At 51.0% G+C, this 22,233-nt stretch carries 26 protein-coding genes; 9 read left to right on the top strand and 17 right to left on the bottom strand.

From position 1 onward, the window contains the following. The 3 genes from PsAD13_RS00885 (at position 1) to PsAD13_RS00895 (ending at position 2,998) form a co-directional block, all read left to right on the top strand. Positions 1-864, top strand: a complete 864-nt coding sequence (locus PsAD13_RS00885; RefSeq protein WP_063317045.1) for a hydroxymethylglutaryl-CoA lyase — start codon at positions 1-3, stop codon at positions 862-864. Then, positions 861-1,646: an enoyl-CoA hydratase-related protein gene (locus PsAD13_RS00890; RefSeq protein WP_063291494.1), complete on the top strand. Its 786-nt coding sequence runs from the start codon at positions 861-863 to the stop codon at positions 1,644-1,646. The genes PsAD13_RS00885 and PsAD13_RS00890 overlap by 4 nt, the downstream gene beginning before the upstream one ends. A 107-nt stretch (positions 1,647-1,753) precedes the next feature. Next, entirely contained in the window at positions 1,754-2,998 is a 1,245-nt protein-coding gene (locus tag PsAD13_RS00895) for an MFS transporter (protein ID WP_063291493.1), read from the top strand. Between the two features lie 23 nt (positions 2,999-3,021). Here PsAD13_RS00895 and PsAD13_RS00900 read toward each other — a convergent pair whose 3' ends face one another. From PsAD13_RS00900 to PsAD13_RS00915, 4 genes are all read right to left on the bottom strand, one after another. Continuing rightward, positions 3,022-3,582, bottom strand: a complete 561-nt coding sequence (locus PsAD13_RS00900) for an isochorismatase family protein (protein ID WP_063304498.1) — start codon at positions 3,580-3,582, stop codon at positions 3,022-3,024. Positions 3,583-3,727: 145 nt separating this feature from the next. Then, the gene (locus PsAD13_RS00905) at positions 3,728-4,276 is read right to left on the bottom strand and encodes a cysteine hydrolase family protein (RefSeq protein ID WP_057465430.1); all 549 of its coding nucleotides are present in this window, start codon (positions 4,274-4,276) and stop codon (positions 3,728-3,730) included. Positions 4,277-4,310: 34 nt separating this feature from the next. Then, positions 4,311-4,871 carry a cysteine hydrolase family protein gene (locus tag PsAD13_RS00910; protein WP_063290454.1) on the bottom strand — a complete coding sequence of 187 codons (561 nt, stop codon included), beginning with the start codon at positions 4,869-4,871 and terminating at the stop codon, positions 4,311-4,313. Between the two features lie 158 nt (positions 4,872-5,029). Then, positions 5,030-5,578: a cysteine hydrolase family protein gene (locus PsAD13_RS00915; RefSeq protein WP_057465432.1), complete on the bottom strand. Its 549-nt coding sequence runs from the start codon at positions 5,576-5,578 to the stop codon at positions 5,030-5,032. A gap of 100 nt (positions 5,579-5,678) precedes the next feature. Here PsAD13_RS00915 and PsAD13_RS00920 point away from each other — a divergent pair, with 100 nt between their 5' ends. Beyond that, the gene (locus PsAD13_RS00920; RefSeq protein WP_063290456.1) at positions 5,679-6,614 is read left to right on the top strand and encodes a GlxA family transcriptional regulator; all 936 of its coding nucleotides are present in this window, start codon (positions 5,679-5,681) and stop codon (positions 6,612-6,614) included. Here the strand turns inward: PsAD13_RS00920 and PsAD13_RS00925 are convergent. The 10 genes from PsAD13_RS00925 to PsAD13_RS00970 all read right to left on the bottom strand — a co-directional run bounded on the left by PsAD13_RS00925 (position 6,611) and on the right by PsAD13_RS00970 (position 14,903). Next, positions 6,611-7,168, bottom strand: coding sequence for an isochorismatase family protein (locus PsAD13_RS00925; RefSeq protein WP_063308321.1), 558 nt, complete (start codon positions 7,166-7,168; stop codon positions 6,611-6,613). The genes PsAD13_RS00920 and PsAD13_RS00925 overlap by 4 nt on opposite strands. Before the next feature lie 206 nt (positions 7,169-7,374). Next, positions 7,375-7,713, bottom strand: a complete 339-nt coding sequence (locus PsAD13_RS00930) for a nuclear transport factor 2 family protein (RefSeq protein WP_063317046.1) — start codon at positions 7,711-7,713, stop codon at positions 7,375-7,377. Positions 7,714-7,716: 3 nt separating this feature from the next. Beyond that, the gene (locus PsAD13_RS00935; protein WP_063317047.1) at positions 7,717-8,178 is read right to left on the bottom strand and encodes an ABZJ_00895 family protein; all 462 of its coding nucleotides are present in this window, start codon (positions 8,176-8,178) and stop codon (positions 7,717-7,719) included. Between the two features lie 31 nt (positions 8,179-8,209). Continuing rightward, on the bottom strand, positions 8,210-8,824 hold the full coding sequence (locus PsAD13_RS00940; protein ID WP_063317048.1) for a hypothetical protein: 615 nt from the start codon (positions 8,822-8,824) through the stop codon (positions 8,210-8,212). 197 nt (positions 8,825-9,021) lie between these two features. Beyond that, the gene (gene nqrF / locus PsAD13_RS00945; protein ID WP_063290459.1) at positions 9,022-10,245 is read right to left on the bottom strand and encodes an NADH:ubiquinone reductase (Na(+)-transporting) subunit F; all 1,224 of its coding nucleotides are present in this window, start codon (positions 10,243-10,245) and stop codon (positions 9,022-9,024) included. 12 nt (positions 10,246-10,257) lie between these two features. Continuing rightward, positions 10,258-10,866: an NADH:ubiquinone reductase (Na(+)-transporting) subunit E gene (gene nqrE / locus PsAD13_RS00950; RefSeq protein WP_057465438.1), complete on the bottom strand. Its 609-nt coding sequence runs from the start codon at positions 10,864-10,866 to the stop codon at positions 10,258-10,260. Between the two features lie 2 nt (positions 10,867-10,868). After that, entirely contained in the window at positions 10,869-11,525 is a 657-nt protein-coding gene (locus PsAD13_RS00955) for an NADH:ubiquinone reductase (Na(+)-transporting) subunit D (protein WP_057465439.1), read from the bottom strand. Beyond that, on the bottom strand, positions 11,525-12,346 hold the full coding sequence (locus PsAD13_RS00960) for a Na(+)-translocating NADH-quinone reductase subunit C (protein WP_063317049.1): 822 nt from the start codon (positions 12,344-12,346) through the stop codon (positions 11,525-11,527). The genes PsAD13_RS00955 and PsAD13_RS00960 overlap by 1 nt, the downstream gene beginning before the upstream one ends. After that, positions 12,339-13,547 carry an NADH:ubiquinone reductase (Na(+)-transporting) subunit B gene (locus PsAD13_RS00965; RefSeq protein ID WP_063290461.1) on the bottom strand — a complete coding sequence of 403 codons (1,209 nt, stop codon included), beginning with the start codon at positions 13,545-13,547 and terminating at the stop codon, positions 12,339-12,341. The genes PsAD13_RS00960 and PsAD13_RS00965 overlap by 8 nt, the downstream gene beginning before the upstream one ends. Positions 13,548-13,550: 3 nt before the next feature. Further along, the gene (locus PsAD13_RS00970) at positions 13,551-14,903 is read right to left on the bottom strand and encodes a Na(+)-translocating NADH-quinone reductase subunit A (protein WP_063317050.1); all 1,353 of its coding nucleotides are present in this window, start codon (positions 14,901-14,903) and stop codon (positions 13,551-13,553) included. 533 nt (positions 14,904-15,436) lie between these two features. On the opposite strand from PsAD13_RS00970, the gene PsAD13_RS00975 reads away from it, so the two are divergent. Next, a complete protein-coding gene (locus tag PsAD13_RS00975) occupies positions 15,437-16,465 on the top strand; it encodes an FAD:protein FMN transferase (RefSeq protein ID WP_057465443.1) in 1,029 nt (342 codons plus the stop codon). Positions 16,466-16,477: 12 nt separating this feature from the next. Then, on the top strand, positions 16,478-16,711 hold the full coding sequence (gene nqrM, locus PsAD13_RS00980) for a (Na+)-NQR maturation NqrM (RefSeq protein ID WP_057465444.1): 234 nt from the start codon (positions 16,478-16,480) through the stop codon (positions 16,709-16,711). Positions 16,712-16,766: 55 nt separating this feature from the next. Here the strand turns inward: nqrM and PsAD13_RS00985 are convergent, their stop codons facing one another. Further along, positions 16,767-17,216, bottom strand: coding sequence for a hypothetical protein (locus tag PsAD13_RS00985; RefSeq protein ID WP_108820489.1), 450 nt, complete (start codon positions 17,214-17,216; stop codon positions 16,767-16,769). Positions 17,217-17,312: 96 nt separating this feature from the next. Further along, entirely contained in the window at positions 17,313-17,528 is a 216-nt protein-coding gene (locus tag PsAD13_RS00990) for a hypothetical protein (protein WP_063291484.1), read from the bottom strand. Between the two features lie 436 nt (positions 17,529-17,964). Here PsAD13_RS00990 and PsAD13_RS00995 point away from each other — a divergent pair, with 436 nt between their 5' ends. The 3 genes from PsAD13_RS00995 (at position 17,965) to PsAD13_RS01005 (ending at position 21,443) form a co-directional block, all read left to right on the top strand. Then, the gene (locus tag PsAD13_RS00995) at positions 17,965-19,809 is read left to right on the top strand and encodes a DEAD/DEAH box helicase (RefSeq protein WP_063304489.1); all 1,845 of its coding nucleotides are present in this window, start codon (positions 17,965-17,967) and stop codon (positions 19,807-19,809) included. 738 nt (positions 19,810-20,547) lie between these two features. Next, positions 20,548-20,856, top strand: coding sequence for a DUF1778 domain-containing protein (locus tag PsAD13_RS01000; protein ID WP_063317051.1), 309 nt, complete (start codon positions 20,548-20,550; stop codon positions 20,854-20,856). Continuing rightward, entirely contained in the window at positions 20,853-21,443 is a 591-nt protein-coding gene (locus PsAD13_RS01005) for a GNAT family N-acetyltransferase (protein WP_244275082.1), read from the top strand. Before PsAD13_RS01000 ends, PsAD13_RS01005 begins: the two co-directional genes overlap by 4 nt. A 136-nt stretch (positions 21,444-21,579) precedes the next feature. Here the strand turns inward: PsAD13_RS01005 and PsAD13_RS01010 are convergent, their stop codons facing one another. Continuing rightward, positions 21,580-21,906: a hypothetical protein gene (locus PsAD13_RS01010; RefSeq protein ID WP_063317052.1), complete on the bottom strand. Its 327-nt coding sequence runs from the start codon at positions 21,904-21,906 to the stop codon at positions 21,580-21,582. Positions 21,907-22,233 lie beyond the last annotated feature (327 nt).

Raw genomic sequence — 22,233 nt, forward strand, 5'->3', positions numbered from 1 at the left:
ATGAGCAAGAAACTAAACATTTTTGAGATGGGCCCACGCGACGGCCTGCAGAACGAAAAAACGCTGATCCCGACAGCAAACAAGATCGAACTGATCAACCGCCTTTCCGAGTGCGGGTTTGAGAAGATCGAAACATCCAGCTTTGTTTCACCCAAATGGGTGCCGCAAATGGCGGATGCTGCGGAAGTCTTTGCAGGCATCACGCGCAAACCCGGCATTCGCTATACAGCGCTGACGCCAAACATCAAAGGCTACGAGCGCGCCAAAGCATCCGGGGCGGATGAAGTCGCAATCTTCGCGTCCGCATCAGAAGGCTTTTCTCAAAAGAACATCAACTGCTCTATTGAGGAAAGCTTCGAACGCTTCACTCCAATCGTGGAAGCAGCAAAAGCTGACGGCATTCCAGTCCGCGGATACGTCTCCTGCATCGTTGAGTGCCCATACGATGGCCCAACTCCAGTCCAAAACGTAGCAATGGTCTCAGAACGTCTGCTGCAGATGGGCTGCTACGAGGTTTCCCTTGGCGACACCATTGGCGCAGCCACTCCGGAAACCACGGAAGCGATGCTGGATGCAGTCCTGAGCGTCATCCCGGCTGAGCAACTCGCAGGCCATTTCCACGACACCAAAGACCTGGCTCTGGCTAACATCATGTCCAGCATAAAAATGGGCCTGCGCACGTTCGATTCAGCCATCGGCGGTCTCGGCGGTTGTCCGTATGCACCGGGCGCAAAAGGCAACGTCAGCACACTGGCCGTCGCAAAAATGGCAAAATTGCTGGACTACAACACCGGCCTCGACATTGAGAAGCTGGAACAAACGCAAGAGTTTATTCTCTCCATCAAAGAGGCGGCGGCGGCATGACCTATCAGAACCTTCGCATCGAAAAAGCGGACAACGGCATCACCACACTCTTGCTGGCACGCGCTGAAAAGCACAATGCTATGAATGCTGAGATGATGGATGAACTGGTTGCAGCAGCTGAAGAGCTGGACAACTGTGAGCAGACCCGCGCAATCATTCTGGCAGCGGACGGCGAAACCTTCTGTGCTGGCGGCGATCTCAAGTGGATGCAGGCGCAGGCAGAGAAAGACCGCATCGGCAAAATGCAGGAAGCCAATCGTCTGGCAGGCATGCTCAAACGCCTCGACAGCATGAAAAAGCCTCTGCTCGCTCGTGTTCATGGCCCTGCTTACGGCGGCGGAGTTGGCATTCTCAGCGTCTGCGATCTGGTGGTTGCTGCTGACAACACCAAATTCGCTCTGACTGAAACCCGCCTCGGCCTGATCCCGGCAACCATCGGCACTTATGTTGTACGTCGCTTGGGCGAAGGTCATGCTCGTCAGGTCTTCATGAATGCCCGCCCATTTGGTGCGCAAAGAGCACATCACCTCGGTCTTGTCTCATTGGTGACAACACCAGAGGACCTGCACGCAGTAACGCAGAAAGAAGCAGAAGCTTATTTAAATTGCGCACCGGGTGCCGTAGCAGATGCAAAAGCTCTTTGTCAGAATTTAGCGCGTATGCCTGCAGAAGATCAGATCGACTACACAGCAAATGCCCTAGCGGACAGATGGGAAACCACTGAAGCACAGGCCGGAATTTCTGCATTCTTCGCTAAAGAAACACCGCCGTGGCGTAAATAGATCTTCACCCTGTTTTTTTGACCTGCGGCATATGCACAAATGCTGAGTTTTTTCTTTACTTGCTGGATCGCTTTGTTACATAGCATTTAGCGAAAAACGAGAAAAGAATGCTGCTGGCACTACAATCCATCAGGTCAAAACAGGACTTTCATACCCTTGTATTCATTGCAGGGACTGTTTTGCTGAACGCGATTGGTGCCGGATTGATCATTCCGGTGACCCCGGCACTGGTCGCAGAACTCAGCCAAACCACCATCGCAGATGCAGCTCTCTGGGGCGGCTACATCGCAGCAAGTTACGCTGCTATGCAGTTCCTCTTCGGTCCCGCTGTTGGGGCGATATCTGACCGTTTTGGTCGACGCCCAATCCTCTTGATCTCCCTTGCTGTCCTGACAGTCGACTACCTGATCATGACCTTCGCAGGTTCGCTCTGGGTTCTGTTCATTGGCAGGCTCTTGGCTGGAGTTGCCAGCGCAACCTACGCCACCGCCTATGCAGCAGTCTCCGATATATCGCATAACGGCAAACGCGCCACCCGCTTCGGCATGGTTGGTGCGGCAATCGGTTTTGGCTTTGTCATCGGTCCGGTTATGGGCGGAACACTTGCCCTCTTCGGCGTCCGTGTACCCTTCTACATCTCTGCAGTTCTGATTGCGATGACCTTCGCTTACGGCCTGTTCTACATGCCGGAAACCCTGCCAAAATCGGCAAGAAAGGCCATTCGCTGGCGCAGAGCAAACCCTGTTGGCGCAGCCATGGATATTGCCCAGTCTCCTGTTCTGGTGTGGCTCTTCATTGCGCTCTTCCTCTTTGAAATGGCAAACTTCGTGTATCCGGCAATTTGGCCGTACTACACAATTGAAGCCTTCCACTGGACCACAGCTCAGGTAGGTCTCTCACTCGCTATCGTCGGTATTGGTTTCTCCAGCGTCAAAGGCGGTCTTATCCGCTGGATTATTCCGCGCAAGGGCGAAGCGAAAACCGTGCTTTACGGCTTCTTCTTCGCCGTAATCGCATTGCTAGGCTTCGCATTTGCGCCAAACACACTCACAGTCATTCTGCTCCTGCCACCAGCAGCGCTTGGCGCGATGATCCCACCTGCCATGATCGCCCTGATGAGCCATCACGTCTCACAAGACAAGCAGGGCCGTCTGCAAGGTGCGCTGACAAGCATCATCGGGCTCACACTTGTGCTTTCCACTTTGATGATGACACAGCTCTTCACCAGCTTCACAGCAGACAGTGCAGAGCTTTACTATCCGGGTGCACCATTCCTGCTGGCCGCATCATTCATGCTGCTTGCCATTGGTCCATTCTGGGTTGGTCTGAGAAAGATCAATATCAGCGGCTGATCACAAACACCTGAAATCAGACCCTACGCCGGAGAATGTCTCAGAAGATATTCATTTGTGGAGACAATATTGCTGCAAATGAACGACAGCGAAGCCATAATCGCTGCTTGCACAAACTCTTGCTGAGAAGACGTATCACAGGACCCCGGCTCCCGCGTCGCGCAGGCATCGTAAATAATCGTAATCGGATATCCAAGTTCTGTCGTCGCATGTGCTGCAGCTGCAATGCAATCCTTACTCATCGAACCACAGATAACCAGCTCCTCAACATTCTCATCATCTAGGATCTGCTTGAGGTTATTGTTGAGGAAGATGTTAGAGGTATACTTCGTCACGATTGGCTCGTGCGGCAACGGTTTCGCCATGTCGTGGATTTCAGCACCAATCGTGCCTTCAACCGTAAACGGTGCATCTTTCTCTTTAAAATGATGTTGGATGTGAACGATGGTTTGATCCTGAACGCGCGCATTTGTCAGCAACATCTGAATGTTCCCCGCAGCCTCGAACTGCCCTTCCAACTCACATTTCCCACCGGGAAAGAAGTCGTTCTGACAGTCAATTATCAGCAACGCCGTTCTCGTCATCTTACGCTCAACACCTCACGTGACAGACCAACTGCGTAATAGTCTAATAGATATCGATTGACGGAACTCAGCTAGAAAAACCCGCATTTTTCATAAAACCTAGGAGTAAACACCAGACCTGATAAAGCCCGCACAGAAAACCTGCTCAGTGACCCAGATATTCCTCAGTCGAAATAACCTTACCATAGGCGAACGAAAGCGCTGCCATAATCGCCCCTTGAACATATTTTGCTGGAACGATTTCCCCTTCAAACTCAAGATCACAGGTCGCACAGGCATCGTAGATAACAGTGATGGGATAACCAAGATCAACAGTCGCACGCGCCGCCGCATCAATGCACATATGAGACATGCCCCCGCAGATCACGATTTCCTCAACACCCACATCCTCTAAAATCTGCTGAAGGTTCGTGTTCAGGTAACTGTTAGCGGAATACTTGACCACCACATGCTCCCCCTCAGCGGGGCTGCAACTATCATGCAGTTCTGCCCCGATGGTTCCCTCAACAAGGAACGGAGCATACTTATCTTTAAAGAAATGCTGGATATGGACAATGCAATCGTCGTTATCGCGAGCGCTCTTAAGCAAACGCTGAATGTTCGCAGCAGATTCAACCTGACCCTCGAGTTCACACTTCCCCCCCGGGAAGAAGTCGTTCTGACAATCAATGATGATTAGGGCTTTCTTGGCCATATCCCCTCAGGAGGTTGGTCATCCAAAACGTCGATTATGCTCCATTCAACGAATGCAGGAATTCATCGGTAGAAATCACGTTGCTATGCGCAAATCTTAAAGACGCCATCATAGCAGTGTGAACATGATCCGCTGGGACGGTTACGCCATTGAACTCAAGATCCTCTGTGGCGCACGCATCGTAAATGATGGTCAGCGGGTAACCCAGATCAAGGGTCTGACGCGCAGTCGCATTCACGCAGTTCTGGCTCATAGAACCACACATGACGATCTCATCAATACCAGCCTCAACAAGGATCTGCTGCAGATTGGTGTCCTTATAGCCATTCATGTAGTTTTTAACGACAACAGGTTCCCCGTTCACGGGTCTCGCACACTCGTTAATCTCCACCCCTGGCGATCCCTCAACCAGATAAGGCTCTGTTTTATCTTTGTACATGTGTTGAAGGTGGATGACGTTTTCGTCGTTGTCTCGCACCATCTCAAGAAGACGGGCAATATTTTTTCCTGCTTCCACCTGCCCCCCTAAAGGACAGCTACCACCAGGAAAATAATCGTTCTGGCAGTCGATAATGATCAGGGCCCTTTTAGGCATAAGCACACCTCAGTCCTATTGGTCTTATTTGAGCAAACAATAAGGCCAACACGTTTAAGCATGCCGGATTTTAAAAAGCAGATTTTATAAAATCCCGAGCTATCCCTAATCAGAAGCCGGCCTCAGGAGCCGGCTTCTGAAAGCAGTCAAAGCCTGAGTTATGCAGCCAGATACTCATCTGTGCTGACAACTTTGCCATACGCAAAAGCCAGGGATGCCATGAACGCACCATGTACGTATTTCGCAGGAATAGTCTCGCCGTTGTGTTCCATATCCAATGTCGCACAAGCATCACCAATAATGGTTGCTGTGTATCCCAGATCAACCGCGGCACGAACTGTCGCATCAATGCAGTTGTGAGACATAGAGCCAACGACGACCAGATGCTCAATGCCCTGCTCATCCAGCAATTCTTTCAGGTTGGTTTCCAAAAAGCTATTTGCAAACTGCTTGGTTACGAGCGGCTCACCATCCTGAGGCAACACATCATCATGAATTTTAACACCTTCAGTGCCTGCGTTGAAGAACGGCGCATTACCTGCTTCAACCACATGCTGAATGTGAATGATCGGAGTTTTCTTGCTGCGGCTGTCTTCCAACAAACGCTTTACATTCTGAGCAGCTTCAACCTGCCCATCCAGCTCCCAGGCGCCACCGGGGAAATAGTCGTTCTGAACGTCAACAATAACCAGTGCGGATTTAGACATTTGTGCCTCCATAGATTTGCTCTTGTCGGCAACAAACCTAATCAACACCTCCAATCAGCTCGATTGGCATATACGACATAAAACATGCTATAATTGCCATATGATCAGATCAGAGACACATCATCCTATCGGCATACTGTCCTACACCGGCGCACAACTCTCAGCGGTTTATGGGCTAATCGATATGTTCCACGCTGCCAGCAAAAGCAATGCCAGCAGCATTGAGGCAACCGTGCTTCACGAAGATCAGATCAGCTCAATCGGAGCCACTACCTTCTCGGCGATAATCCTGCCTCCCTGTCTGGTCGATGATCACCCGACCGTCTCACCAGCACTCGTCCAATGGCTCAAACACCAACATGAGCATGGCGCCATTCTCTGCTCAATCTGCGTCGGCGCGATGTTGCTGGCCGAAACGGGCATTCTTGACAACAGGCCCGCCACAACCCATTGGGCAATCACCGAGGATTTTGCGAAGAAATACCCTTTGGTACAGCTCGATACTGACAAAATGATCGTCGATGAAGGCGATGTCATCACCGCAGGCGGCATCATGGCATGGACCGATCTGGGCCTCAGGCTGATTGACCACTTCATCGATCACACAACCATGCTCGAAGTCTCCCGTAGATTTCTCATCGATCCAGCCGGAAGAGAACAAAAAAACTACAGCCGCTTCTATCCCAACTTCTCACACGGTGATCAGGCGATTTTGAAGGCCCAACATTGGCTTCAGACCACCTATAAGAAAAAATTGACAGTACCCGAAATGGCAGAAAAAGCCGGACTGACAGGACGAACCTTCCAAAGACGGTTTGAAGTCGCGACAGGGCACACGCCAAACACTTATTTACAGCAACTCCGCATAACCGAAGCACGCCAGCAGCTGGAGCAAACCAAACGGTCCTTCAACGAGATCGCATGGGACGTTGGTTACGAAGACCCAACAGCTTGTCGCCGCGTATTCATCAAAACCACAGGCCTCAGCCCTGGTCAGTATCGCCAAAAATTCGGATATCAAAGCGCTGCAGCTTAATGAGGTTGGGTCAAAAACTCATCCGTCGAAACAACAGCCGCATTGGAAAAGATGAGAGAAGCCATAATTGAGGCCTGCACATCATCCACGGACACTTCACGCCCACGGAACTCCATACAGCTCGCAGCGCAGGCATCGTAAACAACAGTAACCGGATATCCGAGGTCTAAGGTCGCTCGTGCAGTCTCAACAATGCAGTACTGGGTCATGGAACCACAAATCACCAGATCATCTATTTTATGGTCTGTCAGCAACGCTCGCAGGTTCGTCCCCTCCAGAGCATTGAAATTGTACTTGGTTACGACCGCCTCATCAGCTTTCGGCCAGACCATCTTGTTGATCTCAGCACCAAAAGACCCTTCTGCCATGTAAGGCGATTTTGGATCTTTGTAGACATGCTTGATGTGTATTACGAACTCGTGGTGCTCTCTGGCGTCTTTCAAAAGCTCAACAATATTCCCGGCAGCTTCCATTTGCTTAGGCAATTCAAACTTGCCACCTGGAAAATGATCGTTCTGGCACGCGATGATGAGCAAAGCAGTGTTATGCGTCATACCCAACCCTCTACAGCGCATCCCTGCTGGACTGGTTCAGTTTCACATGGGAAACGCCTAAAAAGCCTGAGAGTCTGCTGCGTAGGAACTCTTGAACAGAGCAGACTCTAGGAAAAATTTACCAGCTGCATACTATAAGCCAAAGTATTTAATCGACGCGCACACAAACAGTCGGATTTTAGAAAACTCGGAGGGTAAACGACTAGCTATGACGCTCTGCGTGTGCCTTGATGATAAATCATGGACCACTGCCCACCTTCGAGTTTCCAGATGGAAGTCCGCTGCGTCTCATTCTCGGCAATGCTGTAAAACACCTGAATGAGCCCCTCGCTCAACTTGCGAAAGCAAAAGTTCTCAATTGTTCTGACCGGATAATCCGCCGCCTCGCTCGGAAGCTCAGCGAGGACCTGCGCACGATTATACATCCGACCACTCGCACCAATCTCAATGAAGTCTGCGTGAAGTAACAACTCAAGTTGTCTCTTATCTCCTCGAGTAGCAGGCCTCAAAAGCTGTTGCTCTAAGAAAAGAAGTTGTTCCTGCATAGGTTATCCAATAGCCTTGAGTACTCTTTTGTACGCCTTCTTCTCAGCTCTTTTGCATCCAAGTTTAAGCCCTAACCAAATTGTCCCAAACTTGAAGAAAGCAAAAAATAACACCGCAAAAAATAGCGTATTCACGTCATTTAAGATTTGCCCTTTGCTAGGATCTCCAAACACAATGATAGTTGTAATAACTCCCTCTAAAATGAGCGCTCCAACTAAGCATAATCCAGTAAGTTTGAGTAAGATAAATCCTTCAAGATATACATCGTGCCGGTTATAGATAGTTTTACCCACCCAATATCCTGCAAACACAGCAATCATGTAAGAAACATACCCAATCGAAAGCTCCAGCCCCAAGAAAGTAGCACTCAATAACCTTAAAACGGGGAGTCCGACTGTCAGCAATGCCAAAAGAGCCGTAAACCGGCCTGCATACTTCAACAAACTAATTTGCGAACCATCCATAATCACCAGTCAAATATCCTCAATCAAAAAGCTAACTTATCGTTTTTACGTGCTTTACAGCAAACCACTGGCCTACCACCAACCCCAAAGCGGCACAAAATGCCATGCCTAAAAAATGAAGCAGTAGCAATAACATCAACCCAAAAGAGACAGATAAATCAATCCCAAATCCAGAAAACAGTACGGCAACCAAACCAAATATAAAACGCGCCATGAAGTCCAAAGGGGTTTGACTAAGAGGACTAACGATCAATAGTTCTCGCTCAAATCCCGCGAAATCAAAGCCATTTCCAACAAGACCACTATTACTTACATACTGCTCAATAATATGAAGAAGAATGGTACTGTCGGTAGCTTCCTTAAAAACTAAAACAGACAAGTAAGCACATGCTGAACAAGCTAATGCCAACTTACACAAGTCCTTAGTTTTGATTTTTTGATGGTTTGAACGAAACAGATCAAATCCGATAATAATACCTGAAATCACCAACAAAATCGTAGGAAGGCTATTAGCTCTGATTGCAACACCAAACAGCTTTTGAGTGTAATGTAAAGCCAGCCAAATGCTCAAATAGAGCAAGATATACACGGTCCCATATGTGACTGCCGTTTTTTCAATTCGCCACAAAGGCCTAGCACTTGGCATGCATAAATTCCTCACTCTGAAAACAGTGCGCATAAACACATGCAATTTTAGGTTTAGTCAAGTGAACACTAAATGCACTTTGTAAATGAGCCTTTTCTAGGCCTCTATAAGTCTGACATCATTAAGTTCCATGAGAATAAAAAAAGCCCGGCGCCTCTCGACACCGGGTCTCTCAATTCTTGCAATGCTCTCAGCGTTTAGCCGCCGAAGTCGTCCAGCATGATGTCTTCACGTTCCACGCCCATATCAACCAGCATGTTGATCACGGATTGGTTCATGATTGGAGGGCCACACATGTAGTACTCGCAGTCTTCTGGCGCAGCGTGGTCCTTCAGGTACTCGTTGTAGAGCACGTTGTGAATGAACCCGGTGTAACCGTCCCAGTCATCATCTGGCTGAGGATCAGAAAGCGCCACATGCCATGTGAAGTTCGGGAACTCTTTCGCCAGCTGGTCGAAGTCCTCAACAAAGAACATCTCTTTCTTGGAACGTGCACCGTACCAGAAAGTGATCTTACGATCGCGGTTCTCAAGACGCTTCAACTGATCGAAGATGTGTGAGCGCATAGGCGCCATACCAGCACCACCACCGATGAACACCATTTCCTTGTCGGTTTCGCGAGCAAAGAACTCACCAAACGGACCGGAAATCGTCACCTTGTCACCCGGCTTCAGGTTGAAGATGAAGGAGGACATCTTACCGGCAGGAATACCCTGAGTGCCCGGAGGAGGCGACGCCACACGAACGTTCAGCATGATCATGCCTTTTTCGTCCGGGTAGTTTGCCATGGAGTAAGCGCGTTCAACTGGCTCATCCACGATGGACTCATACTGCCAGAGATTGAACTTATCCCAGTCTCCGCGGTACTGCTCTTCAATATGGAAGTCAGTGTACTTCAGCTTGTGCGCAGGGGCTTCAATCTGAATGTAACCACCAGCACGGAAGTTCACGTCTTCGCCTTCAGGCAGGTCCAGAACCAGCGACTTAATGAAGGTTGCAACGTTCTCGTTGGAGCGAACAGTACACTCCCACTTTTTCACGCCGAACACTTCTTCAGGCACTTCGATCTTCATGTCCTGCTTCACAGCAACCTGACAGGAAAGACGGTCACCGCAGCGTGCTTCACGCTTGGTGATATGGCTTTCTTCAGTCGCCAGAATAGAACCGCCACCCTCGTGCACTTTCACGCGGCACTGGGCACAGGTACCACCGCCACCACAGGCGGAAGGAACAAAGATTTTCTGATCGGCCAGAACATTGAGTAGCTTGCCACCCGCAGGAACGGAGAGCGTCTTCTCACCATTGATACTGATCTGAACATCACCGGATGCAACCAGCTTGCTGCGTGCCATCAAAATGACGATCACCAGCGCAAGCACGATCAGAGTGAAGAGCGTAATGCCCCAGGTAAAGTCTTGCATCTACTCGTCCCCTTACAGCTTCACGCCTGAGAAAGCCATGAAACCCATAGCCATCAAACCAGCAGTGATGAAGGTGATGCCAAGACCCTGCAGTCCATCAGGAACATCAGAGTATTTCAGCTTTTCACGCACACCAGCCATTGCAGTAATCGCCAGCGCCCAACCGATACCGGAGGACACACCATAAACAGATGCCTCACCCAGATTGTAGTCACGCTCCACCATGAACAAAGAACCACCCATAATCGCGCAGTTCACTGTGATCAGTGGCAGGAAGATACCCAGCGCGTTGTAAAGCGCAGGAACGTAGCGATCGAGGAACATCTCGAGGATCTGCACCACAGCAGCGATAACGCCGATGTAGGAGATCAGGCCCAGAAAGCGCAGATCAGTGCCTTCAAGTCCAGCCCATGCTAACGCATTGTCATTGAGCAGTGTGGTGTAAAGCACGTTGTTGATTGGCACAGTCAGCGCCTGCACAACAACAACGGAGATACCCAGACCCAGCGCAGTCTCAACCTTCTTGGAAACCGCAAGGAATGTACACATTCCAAGGAAGAAGGAGAGCGCGAGGTTCTCGATAAAGATCGCCTTGACGGCGAGGGAAAGAAGCCCTTCCATAATCAGTGAGCTCCCTCAGTTTCCATGATTTTATAGTCGCGCTTCTCAACCTGCGCAGGCTTCCAGGTACGGAAACCCCAGATCAGCAGACCGATCACGAAGAACGCGGACGGAGGCAGCAGCAGCAGGCCGTTTGGCACATACCAGCCACCGTTGTTCACGGTCTCAAGGATCTGCACACCAAACAGGGAACCTGAGCCAAGCAGCTCACGTACAACACCAACCAGCAGCAGGATCAGGGAGTAACCCAGACCGTTACCAATACCATCAAGGAAAGATGGGATTGGTGGGTTCTTCATAGCGTACGCTTCTGCGCGGCCCATCACGATACAGTTGGTGATGATCAGACCAACAAACACGGAGAGTGTCTTGGAAATCTCGTAGAGATACGCCTTCAGAACCTGATCAACCAGAATAACGAGAGACGCAATAATCACCATCTGCACAATAATGCGGATAGAAGATGGGATCTGGTTACGCAAAAGAGAGATGAAGAAGTTGGAGAACGCTGTCACAAGCGTCACCGCGATCGCCATCACCAGCGCAACCTTCAGGGAAGAGGTTACCGCAAGCGCGGAACAGATGCCAAGAACCTGAAGCGTGATCGGATTGTTATCGACCATCGGGTCCTTAAGCATGGACAAGTCTTTGCCAGCCATTACGCCTCTCCTTTTTTCAGATTGTCGAGGAAGGTCTTGAAGCCCTGCTCGCCCATCCAGAATTTGACGAGGTTGTCGACACCACGGGATGTCAGCGTTGCACCTGCAATCGCATCAATGTGGTGTTTGGAGCCATCAATACCCGCTGGAACCGCTTTGCCGACACCGATGTCCACGGACCCGTTGTCGCCATAAACCAGCTTGCCCGGCCATTGAGCCATCCATTTTGGATTGTCTACTTCCGCACCAAGACCTGGGGTCTCACCGTGGGAGTAAAAACGCAGGCCATACACTTCATTGCCATCAGCATTCAGTGCGATGAAACCATAAAGCGTGGACCACAGACCGTAGCCGTGCACTGGCAGAATGATACGCTCAATCTTGCCTGCATCATCGCGCAGCAGATAAACCGAAGCCAGTTTAGCCTGACGTTTGATGGATGCTGGATCATTATCCAAAGCAACGGAAAGAACCGGATCTTTCGCAGCAGCGCGCTGGTCATAGGTCGCAGCGTCGGCCGCATCAGAGAACTTGCCAGTTGCAACATCAACAAGCCGCGGTTCAAAGGCACCAAATGCCTTCTCAACGTCGACACCAGCCTCGAAAAGACCAGCAACCTTGAGGATATTGGTCTTCTTATCGAGTGTTTTGTTGATTTCCTGCTGAGGCTTAAGCAGCACCGCAGCGCCGGAAACAATCATCGAACAGATCAGACACAGAACCACAGCAACGGTAATCGTACGCGGAGCTGAGTCCAGAGGCATCGCGTTGAAGCGCGCCCAAAGACCTGTAGGAGCTGTTGTGTTTTCAGCATTAGGCATGGCGCTTCATCCTCCGTGTGATGTTCGCCTTCACAACGAAGTAGTCGATCAGCGGAGAAAAGATATTGCCGAACAGGATTGCCAACATCATGCCTTCTGGGAAGGCCGGGTTGATGACACGGATCAGAATGCACATCACGCCAATCAGGGCAGCGTAGATGTAACGGCCCGGATTTGTCATCGCAGCAGTCACAGGCTCAGTCACCATGAACACGAGGCCAAACATGAAGCCACCAGTGACAAGGTGCCAGTACCAAGGCATTGCAAACATCGGGTTGGTCTCAGAACCAATCAGGTTCAGCAACAGACTGAAACCAATCATGCCCGCCAGACAACCAAGGATGAGACGGTAGTTTGCGATACCTGTGGTCACGAGGAACACACCGCCAAGAGCAATAGCAATCGTGGAGGTTTCACCGAAGGAACCCTGAATGGTACCAACGAAAGAGCTCATCCATGTGATGCCGTTTGCAGCCAGTCCCTGCATGCCGTCAGACGCAGCAACACCCAGTGCAGTTGCACCAGAGAAGCCATCAACTGGCGTCCACACCGCATCACCAGACAATGCAGCCGGATAAGCGAAGTAGAGGAATGCACGACCAACAAGCGCCGGGTTCAGGAAGTTTTTGCCAGTCCCACCAAACACTTCCTTGCCGATCACCACACCAAACGCGATACCAAGACCAACCTGCCAAAGTGGCGTAGAAGCTGGAAGGATCAGCGTGTAGAGCATGGAGGAAACAAAGAAGCCTTCGTTCACTTCGTGCCCGCGCACAGTGGCAAACAGCACTTCGAAGATGCCGCCAACACCGAGTGTTACGATGTAAATCGGCAAGAAGTACAGCGCACCGTGCGCCATGTTGGCGAAGATGCTGTCCGGGTTAAAACCGATACCCAGCAGAGAGAGGATAAACGCTCTCCAGCCAGCAGGCTCAGTAATGCCCATTGCGGCCAGTGCAGAGTTTGTCTGCAGGCCAGTGTTGTACATGCCAAACAGGATCGCAGGGATCGTCGCCAGCACAACATACGTCATGACACGCTTCAGATCAGCGTGGTCACGAGCGTGCGGCGCAACGCTGGTCACTGTTTTTGGAGTGTAGATGAAGGTATCCACCATCTCATAGACGGCGTAAAACTTCTCGTACTTGCCACCCTTTTCAAAGAGCGGCGCAATACGATCAAACTTATCGCGCAAACTCACGGGTTAGCCCTCTTTCTCGATTTTATCAAGATTTGCACGCAGCGCAGCTCCGTATTCATTCTTGGAATGGCAGATGAAGGTGCATAGCGCCAAATCTTCTTCATCCAACTCCAAAGCGCCAAGTTTTTGCGCCATGTCAGTGTCCAGCACCATCAGGGAGCGGAGCAGCTGAGTTGGAAGAACGTCGAGCGGCATGACCTTCTCATAGGTACCCAATGGAACGATTGCGCGGATGGAACCGTTCTTGTTTGTACCAAATGGGAACTGCAGCTTGGTGCGGAAGAACCCGGAAGGATGCACATTAAGGTTGGACCACTTCGTCATGAATGGGCGAACCCAGCCAACAACGTCTTGCTTGTGGTCTTCTTCCATCAGCGTCACCTGAGTGTGATAACGGCCAAGGAAGGCAAACTGGTCGGCGGCAATAGTGCCGGAAAGGACGGACCCGGAAACGACACGAGCTGGAATACCCGGCAGTGTTTCACCAGCCAGCAGATCATTCAGATCCGCACCAATGCGAGTTGTTACGAGGCGCGGCTTGGAAGCCAGCGGACCTGCAACAGAAACAACACGGGAGACATCCAGTTCACCTGTCAGGAACAGGTTACCGATTGCGATGACATCCTGATAACCGATGGTCCAGACTGTCTTGTTTTCATTAACCGGATCGAGGAAGTGAATGTGAGTACCCGCATTACCTGCTGGGTGCTTACCTTCAAAACTTTCCATCTGCACATCAACAACGCTTGCACCCGGAAGGTTATCCTTCGGGCTGTGGCATACGAATGTGCGGCCATCGGTTAGTTTAGAGACAATCTGAAGCCCAGCTTCAAACGCGCCAGCATTCGCATTGATGATTACACCAGCATCCGCAGCAAGCGGGTTGGTGTCCATCGCAGTTACGAAAATGGAACGCGGCTGCGTTTCAAAAACCGGAACCTTGGAGTATGGGCGGGTACGGAAGCTTGTCCAAAGACCAGACTTGGCGAGTTGCTCACGAACGACAGATGCGTCCAGAGTTGCCAAAGCGCTGTTTTCAAACTTTGAGAAAGCGATCTGTTCTTCGTTACCATCATCCAGCTTGATGACGATGGTTTCCAGAACGCGACGTGCACCACGATTGACTGCTTCAATAACACCAGCACCCGGAGCAACATAGTTGATTTCAGGAGAGCGTTTGTCATTGAAAAGAGGCTGACCCTTTACGACGCGATCGCCTTCAGCAACCAACATACGCGGCATCAACCCGTTGTAATCCCCGCCATTCACTGCAACACGGCGAACCTTCGGACCCTTGTGGATCTCTTGGTTCGGAGCACCGGTGATCGGCAGATCCAATCCTTTTGTAATCTTCATCCCTTACCCTGTCAGGCTTCTTATAGGGCAAACCACTAGATGTTCACGGGAGTATCTACGGGTAAATGATGCTAAGTCATTCTGCGAGTTACAAAATGCCGCGCATGCGGATTATTGACTTTGACAAGTCGAACCGAGATAAATCCCCCCACGGACCGCAATTTCAGCAACAAAGCCCGAGCATTGCTGAACGTCACTCATCCATGGCTCCGGTTAGGAGTAACCGCCCGCATACCATTAAAGTGCGTTGCGGTCAGCTATTCCTACGGATTTATGCGGGCCAATACCCTGATATACCGCAAATTTCAATAGGGATCCGTGATATTGACGTAACGGCAACAAGGCTGTTTCGCGAAAATTTTATCTCAAATAAGTTTTCCCCTATGTTTTCACATGCACGTAGTACCACCTACCAATTTCTTCACCATCATCTATTGCTGATCTTTGCGACAGCAGTATCAAACCCTATTTAACTTGACAGAAAACCAGAATAAGCCGATTACGCGGGGAAATTAACAAACTCTGAGGCCTAAATGCGCTTCCTCATTACAGCTCTCGTACTCATCTTTGTCACAGCATGTGTACCCAATGACAAAAGTCGCGAAGAAATCATACTTCACGGCAAAACCATGGGCACTACATTCAACGTCAAAGCCATCAAAGGGTCGTCTTCTGTAACCAAACAGGAACTGCAGCAGCAGGTTGACGAGGCTCTGGTTGGCGTCAACAAGGCCATGTCCAACTGGGACAAAAACTCCGAGATCAGCCGCTTTAACCGCTCCACCAGCACTGAATGGACGCCAATCTCTCGCGATTTCAGCATCGTGATGCAGGAGTCGCTGCGCATTCATAATCTGACAGCCGGTTATTTTGACGTGACGCTGGCACCACTTATTGAGCTGTGGGGCTTTGGTACCAAGCAGGACACTCCTCCCCAGCCAAGCCCACGCGAAATCCGCAACGCTCTTGAGTCTGTCGGCATGAGCACCATGCTGGAGTTTGAGACCGATCCTCCGGCACTGCGTAAAGTCAACACGGATACCACAGTCAATCTCTCCGCAATCGCAAAAGGCTTTGGCATCGACAAAGTTGCTTCTGTTCTGGAGCAAAACGGCATTGACGAATACCTTGTCGAAATCGGCGGCGATCTGGTCACCAAAGGCAAAAACTCAAAAGACGAGCCATGGGTCGTCGGCATCGAAAAGCCAGACTCCGCAACTCGTACGGTTCAGCAAATCGTACGAGTGAGTAACAAAGGCATGGCGACATCTGGCGATTATCGCATATACAAGGAAGTGGGCGGCAAACGCTTCTCACACATTATTGATGCTGCATCCGGGCGTCCGGTAACGCATAAACTTGCATCAGTAACTGTAATTGCTGACAATGCGATGCGCGCTGATGGTCTGGCAACAGCCCTCCTTGCAATGGGAGACAAGCGCGGCATGGCTCTGGCAGAGCGTGAAGGGATTGCCGCATTTTTCATCGTTCGCGAAGGCGACCACTTTATCACCCGGTCTTCCAGCGCGTTCAGAAAATTCGAGCAGTCTGCAGAGAAATAACGGAATATCGAAATGGCAACTTTCATCATCGCGTTTATCGTGCTGGTCCTGGTCGTAGCAGGAATGGCTATTGGCGCCGTTTTCAGAAACAAGCCGATCACTGGCAGTTGCGGCGGCTTGAACGCCATTGAAGGCGCGGACCACTGCATCGTCTGCAAGCGCGAAGTTGACCCAAACAGCCCGCTTCGTGAAAAGCTGCAGCCGTGTAAGCGCAAGCAAGCGATGGAAGAGCAGAGCGCAGCTTAATCACCATCCATTTTCAAAACATTCGAGGGGCCGAAAGGCCCCTTTTGCATGCCTGCTATTTACTGTCGGTATAATCTCGCGCAACGTCCGGCCCTTCACCGCCAATCAGCTTGGCAAAGAACCCGGCGACAATCCCGAAGCCGACACCAATGGCAACAAAACCAATACCAAGAAACAGACTACCCAGTGTCGGAAACAGCCCCTGCCCGATCGACGTCAGACTATCCCCGCCAATGAGCCAGAGCAGCAAGTTCATCCATCCGCAAATGAAACCGCCAGAGAACCAGCTCGGCATGATGGACTTCAGCAGGGGCAGATAGTTTATGACCCCTATCAGCGCTACCAGACCACCAAGTGTAATGCACCACAGGATCAGGCCGAACTGAACCACAAACGAAACATTCAGGTTAAGCAACGCGATGAGATAGAGGCACAGGAGCCCAAAAGCCAGGCCAAACAACTTGGCTGTAATACCTCGTCTGATCAATGATGGCTTCGAAAACATGCTCTTGGCTCCAATAGGTTTCTCGCGGCAGACCTCTGCCATTTGAGAGCTATCATATACCAAGGCTCTTAAAACTAGTTTTCTGCAACCAGAAAGTTATCTGCTCGCCCAGCCAAAATCAAAAACGCCGAACACCAGCAACAGAAAGCTCGACAAGGCAAGCAACCCAAAAACCCAGCACCGCAGTTTCCATCTGGCGCCTTGAAGCTTCCAGGCGTCTCTGAACAGACGGCCACTCAGAATGAACACAACAAGCAGGACCACTCCAACCCATGAGGGCATTGCACCAAAGAAGTTTGAGAGCTGATCCATTTCGCCTCCGTCTGTTAATCGCCCCTCTTTAGTTCTGCCCCATGAAAAAGGCAAATAGTCTTAGCGTAAAGCTGAAATCACCGTTCAGTTCAAAAATCAAAGCACCCAATTCCTCAACAGCACTTAGGTGGCAAACACCCGATTTATCTATCACAATCACCCGTGATACTGCTCTCTTGGACCCTTAATTCTAGCCATTTTCTCGAAGCTTAGGACCTCCGAACCACGGCAAACTTACATGTACCTTTCATATCTATTTTTTATATCTCATTGACCTTTTCACGAAGTCAGACTACAAGGCCCACGAAGAAAAGAGCTCGCTTGCCATTTGCCGCCTCATGGTCCCCTTTATGGTTTCATGAGTGAGCGGAAGCGATGGGTAGGGCAACAAAGCTCTTGCTTTATAGATAATGACCCTCCTCGAAAGAAATACTAAATGACGATACCTGAAGGGGTTGCCCCAGCGCTTTCTACCGCACTAGAAAAGCGCGAATACACGTCTCTAACCCCGGTCCAGACAGCCGTTCTTGATGAAAAACTGAAAGGCAAAGACCTTTTGGTTTCTGCTCAGACAGGCTCTGGTAAAACAGTTGCATTCGGCATCGCTATTGCGCCGGAACTGCTGGGTGATGAAGAGCGTATGGGCCGTGCGAACGAACCTCTTGCATTGTGTGTTGCGCCAACCCGTGAGCTGGCTATCCAGGTTTCTAAAGAACTGGAATGGCTCTACGGCGAAGCCGGTGCTCGTATCACCACTTGTGTTGGTGGTATGGATATGCGCCGTGAACGCCGCAATCTTTCTGCAGGCGCACACATCGTAGTCGGCACCCCAGGCCGCCTGCGTGACCATATTGAACGTGGTTCCTTTGATACTTCCTCACTTCGCACAGTTGTACTGGACGAAGCAGATGAAATGCTGGACCTTGGCTTCCGTGAAGACCTCGAATTCATTCTTGGCGCTGCACCACAAGAACGCCGCACTCTGCTGTTCTCCGCAACTGTTCCTCAGCAGATTGAAAGCCTCGCAAAACGCTTCCAGCGTGATGCACAGCGCATTTCAACAGTAAGCAACCGCGAACAGCACGCTGATATTGAATATCGCGCAATGCAGGTCGCACCAAACGACCGTGAAAACGCGATCATCAACGTCCTGCGTTTCTACGAAGCTCAGAACACCATCATCTTCTGCGGCACCCGCGAAATGGTGAAGCACCTGTCTGCACGCCTCGGCAACCGTGGCTTCGCAGTTGTTGCTCTCTCCGGTGAGCTGAGCCAGGCTGAGCGTAACCACGCTCTTGGCGCTATGCGTAATGGCCGGGCCCGCGTTTGTGTGGCAACCGATGTTGCTGCACGCGGCATTGACTTGCCAAACCTGGATCTCGTGATCCACGCAGACCTGCCAAACAACGCAGACACCCTGTTGCACCGTTCTGGCCGTACTGGTCGTGCAGGCCGTAAGGGCGTTTGTACTCTGGTTGTCCCACACACCCGCCGTCGCACAGCAACACGCCTTCTCGGCTTTGCAAAAGTGAAAGCGGAATGGGCTCCAGCGCCAACAGCCGATGAAATTCGCAACAAAGACCGTGAGCGCATCCTTGCGTCCTCCGATCTGCAGGAAGCACCGAGCGAAGAAGATCTGCCAATGGTGAAGGAACTTCTTGAGAAGTTCACCGCTGAGCAAATCGCAGCTGCTTACATGCGCCAGATCCATCAGGGTCTGCCTGCACCGGAAGAACTGCTGGCAACAAGCACCAATTTCGATAGTGAGCGTGAGCGCAAGCCACGCAAAGACTTCGACAACGGTGTTTGGTTCCGCCTCAACGTCGGTCGCAAACACAACGCTGAACCGCGTTGGTTGCTGCCAATGATCTGCCGCGCAGGTCACATCACCAAAAAAGACATCGGCTCCATCCGCATCTTTGATGCAGACGCCCGTTTCGAACTCGACGCAAAACTTGCTGACAAGTTCCTGGAAACTGTCAAAGAAAACGGCACTGGTGAAAAATCAATCACCATCACCCGTATCGAAGGCAATCCAGAGCGCAGCAGCAGTGGTCGCCCAGGTGGCAATCGCAACAACCGCGGTGGCGGTGGTGGCGGCGGTTACCGTGGTGAAGGCGGACGCGGCGGTGAAGGCCGTGGTCGTGGTCGTCGTGAAGGCGGCGGTGGCGGTGGCTACCGTGGTGGCGAAGGTCGTGGCCGTGGTGGTGAAGGCCGTGGTCGTGGCGAAGGTAAGCCAGGTGGCGGCAAAAGCTTCCGCGATAACCGCGGCGGCGAATAAGCCTCACAGACATCGTATCTCCGAAAAGTGGAAACCGGTTTTCGGATAAAGATACGCCCAAACAAAAGCTAATGCAGTTCATCTGCTTAAACGTGAACTGCTTTAGCAAGAATTGAAAAACGGGCCTTCGGGTCCGTTTTTTTATGCCTGATGTCTACCTCTCCCCACAAACACCAATAGCACCACATGGCCATCCATGCAGTGGTGAAGCTTTGGTCCCCGTTAAACGGGTGGAGCAAGGCGAGCAGACGTTGCCTGCGCTACTTGTTAAATTAGTTTCTTCGGCATCAGCTACTCGCCTCGCCCGGGCCTTTTATCATGAACGCGCGGGCTCCCTCTCGGACAGACGTGACTGACACGTCCCCGTGTCAATGACACGTTCCCATGTCACTGACAGGTTTCCCTGTCATCGACAATTTCTTGTCACCACCGGACGCCCTCCGGAACGACCCCAAACTCCCTATACCACTGTGGCCTCAAAAGGGTATGGCGCTTCACCGGACCTCCCGACAAGATACGTTACTTCTCATCGGTAGCCCAACCCCGCCCACGCCGCGGAATGGACGGTCCACTCCTGCCCGATTGCGTGGGCACAAAACTAAGATAAATCTAGAAACAGCAAGGGGAATAAGTTTTTGCTCAACCACAGCCTCCAGCCATAAAGTGCGCCTTTCTTGACTCGTACGCACATGTGACGTACAAAAGCACAAAGACGACACAGGCCAAAGGAGGCACGCGATGCTTGGATTCAACGATGAAACCGAAGAGATCAAAGGCCGCAACACGGAGCGGATGAACTTCCGCACCAAGGCCCCCATCAAGGCGGCTATACAGCATGCTGCAGCATTGTCGGGCGTGGACGACTCCACCTTTACGATGAGCGCCGCCCTGCGAGAAGCAGAACGCGTGATTGAAGCCCATGAGCACACCCGCCTCGAAGTGGTCGACCATGCAGCCTTCACTGCTGCTCTGGAAACACCACCAGATCCAAATGAAGCACTCGTCACCGCAGCAAAACGCTACAAGACACGAGTGACCAGCCGTTGACGGACGTAAGCGTTCAGGAAAAGTCATCATCTGCGGATGGGGCTGAACCGCAGTTTTTCATTGAAGCTTTCGATCCTGAGAAGCATGACAGAGCGCGCTTTTCTTGTGGCGTTGAACAGGTCGACAACTATTTTAAAAAGACAGCCAACAAACTCAGGAATGCGGGCAACACGTCAATATACGTGATGGTCAGCTCCAATGGAGACACAGCAGGTTTCTATGCCATGAATGCCCATGCAGTTCATTATCAGGACCTTCCGGGCAAATATAAACGGACAGCGCCGCGTCATGGTTCAATTCCTGCCGTTTATATCTCCATGATCGGCAGAGACATCCGCTACCGGGGACAAAAGATTGGAGAAGACCTTCTGATCGATGCCTTATGCCGTGCTTCTCGCGCATCTCAATCTGGCTATGCAGCTGCTGTAATCATGCTTGATGTACTCGACTGCGGAAACCCGGAGAAAGTCGCCAGCAGAAAAGCAATCTATGAGAGACTTCAGTTTCAAAGCCTCCAATCTAACCCCCTGCGCATGTTCATGCCCATGAAAACTGCAGATATCCTCCGTCAAGAACTTGGTACCTAAAGCGTATCACTGGAAAACAGCCACTCAAAAACGCTGGCCTGCGGACACACTTCGCCCGGCCGCAGACCAGCAGGACACTCATGAAGGGCTGTGCAAGGGTAGTTGAGGCAGCCCTTGGAGTGCCGTTCACAGTGATCTAATCAAGAGACACAATATTGGTTTCGACCGGTGGTGGAGAGGCGACGCTGCGTGTCGCGTGACCGGAAAATCCTTTAGGGAAGGACGTGCCGGACAACGCATCGGTTAAAGTTCCGCAGGTCTTATCAAGTGCCTCTAGGCGGTTACATAAAGCGTAGTGCAAAGTGAATAAAACGTCTCGTTCACAACTGTTCTTCATCCGCTCGCTCAGCACCATATGCTGCACATAAGCAAGGTTCTGGAGATCAGAAACAGCAACGTTTATTTCGTCAAATTCATTCTGATGAGTATTTGTGGCGCCACAGGCGCATGCAGTGTCGTCCATAATCAAAGCCTTTCTGACTTGGCTGTTGAATGAACCGCACGACATTGAGCTTTCGACGGCCCGCTGGCGAGCGGGAGGTTCGAAACCTGAGTCAGACAGGCGAGTTTATTCCCCCCCGAAGGAGGTGTTGTATTCACCGCCCTCCCGCTCATAGCAAAGGGTTTGCGCCTTTGGAAAAAAAGCACAAAAAATCCGCTAGTTAACGGGAGCGGTTACCGCTGACAAAGAGGTTTCGAAGCCTCGTTGTCAGGATGACCGTAGATGTATGTGGTGTCAATGGGGGTTTCTAAAGCTGACAATTAAGTGTGACTGGATTGCAAACTCGGG

This window comes from Pseudovibrio sp. Ad13 (assembly GCF_001623225.1).
GTDB lineage: Bacteria > Pseudomonadota > Alphaproteobacteria > Rhizobiales > Stappiaceae > Pseudovibrio.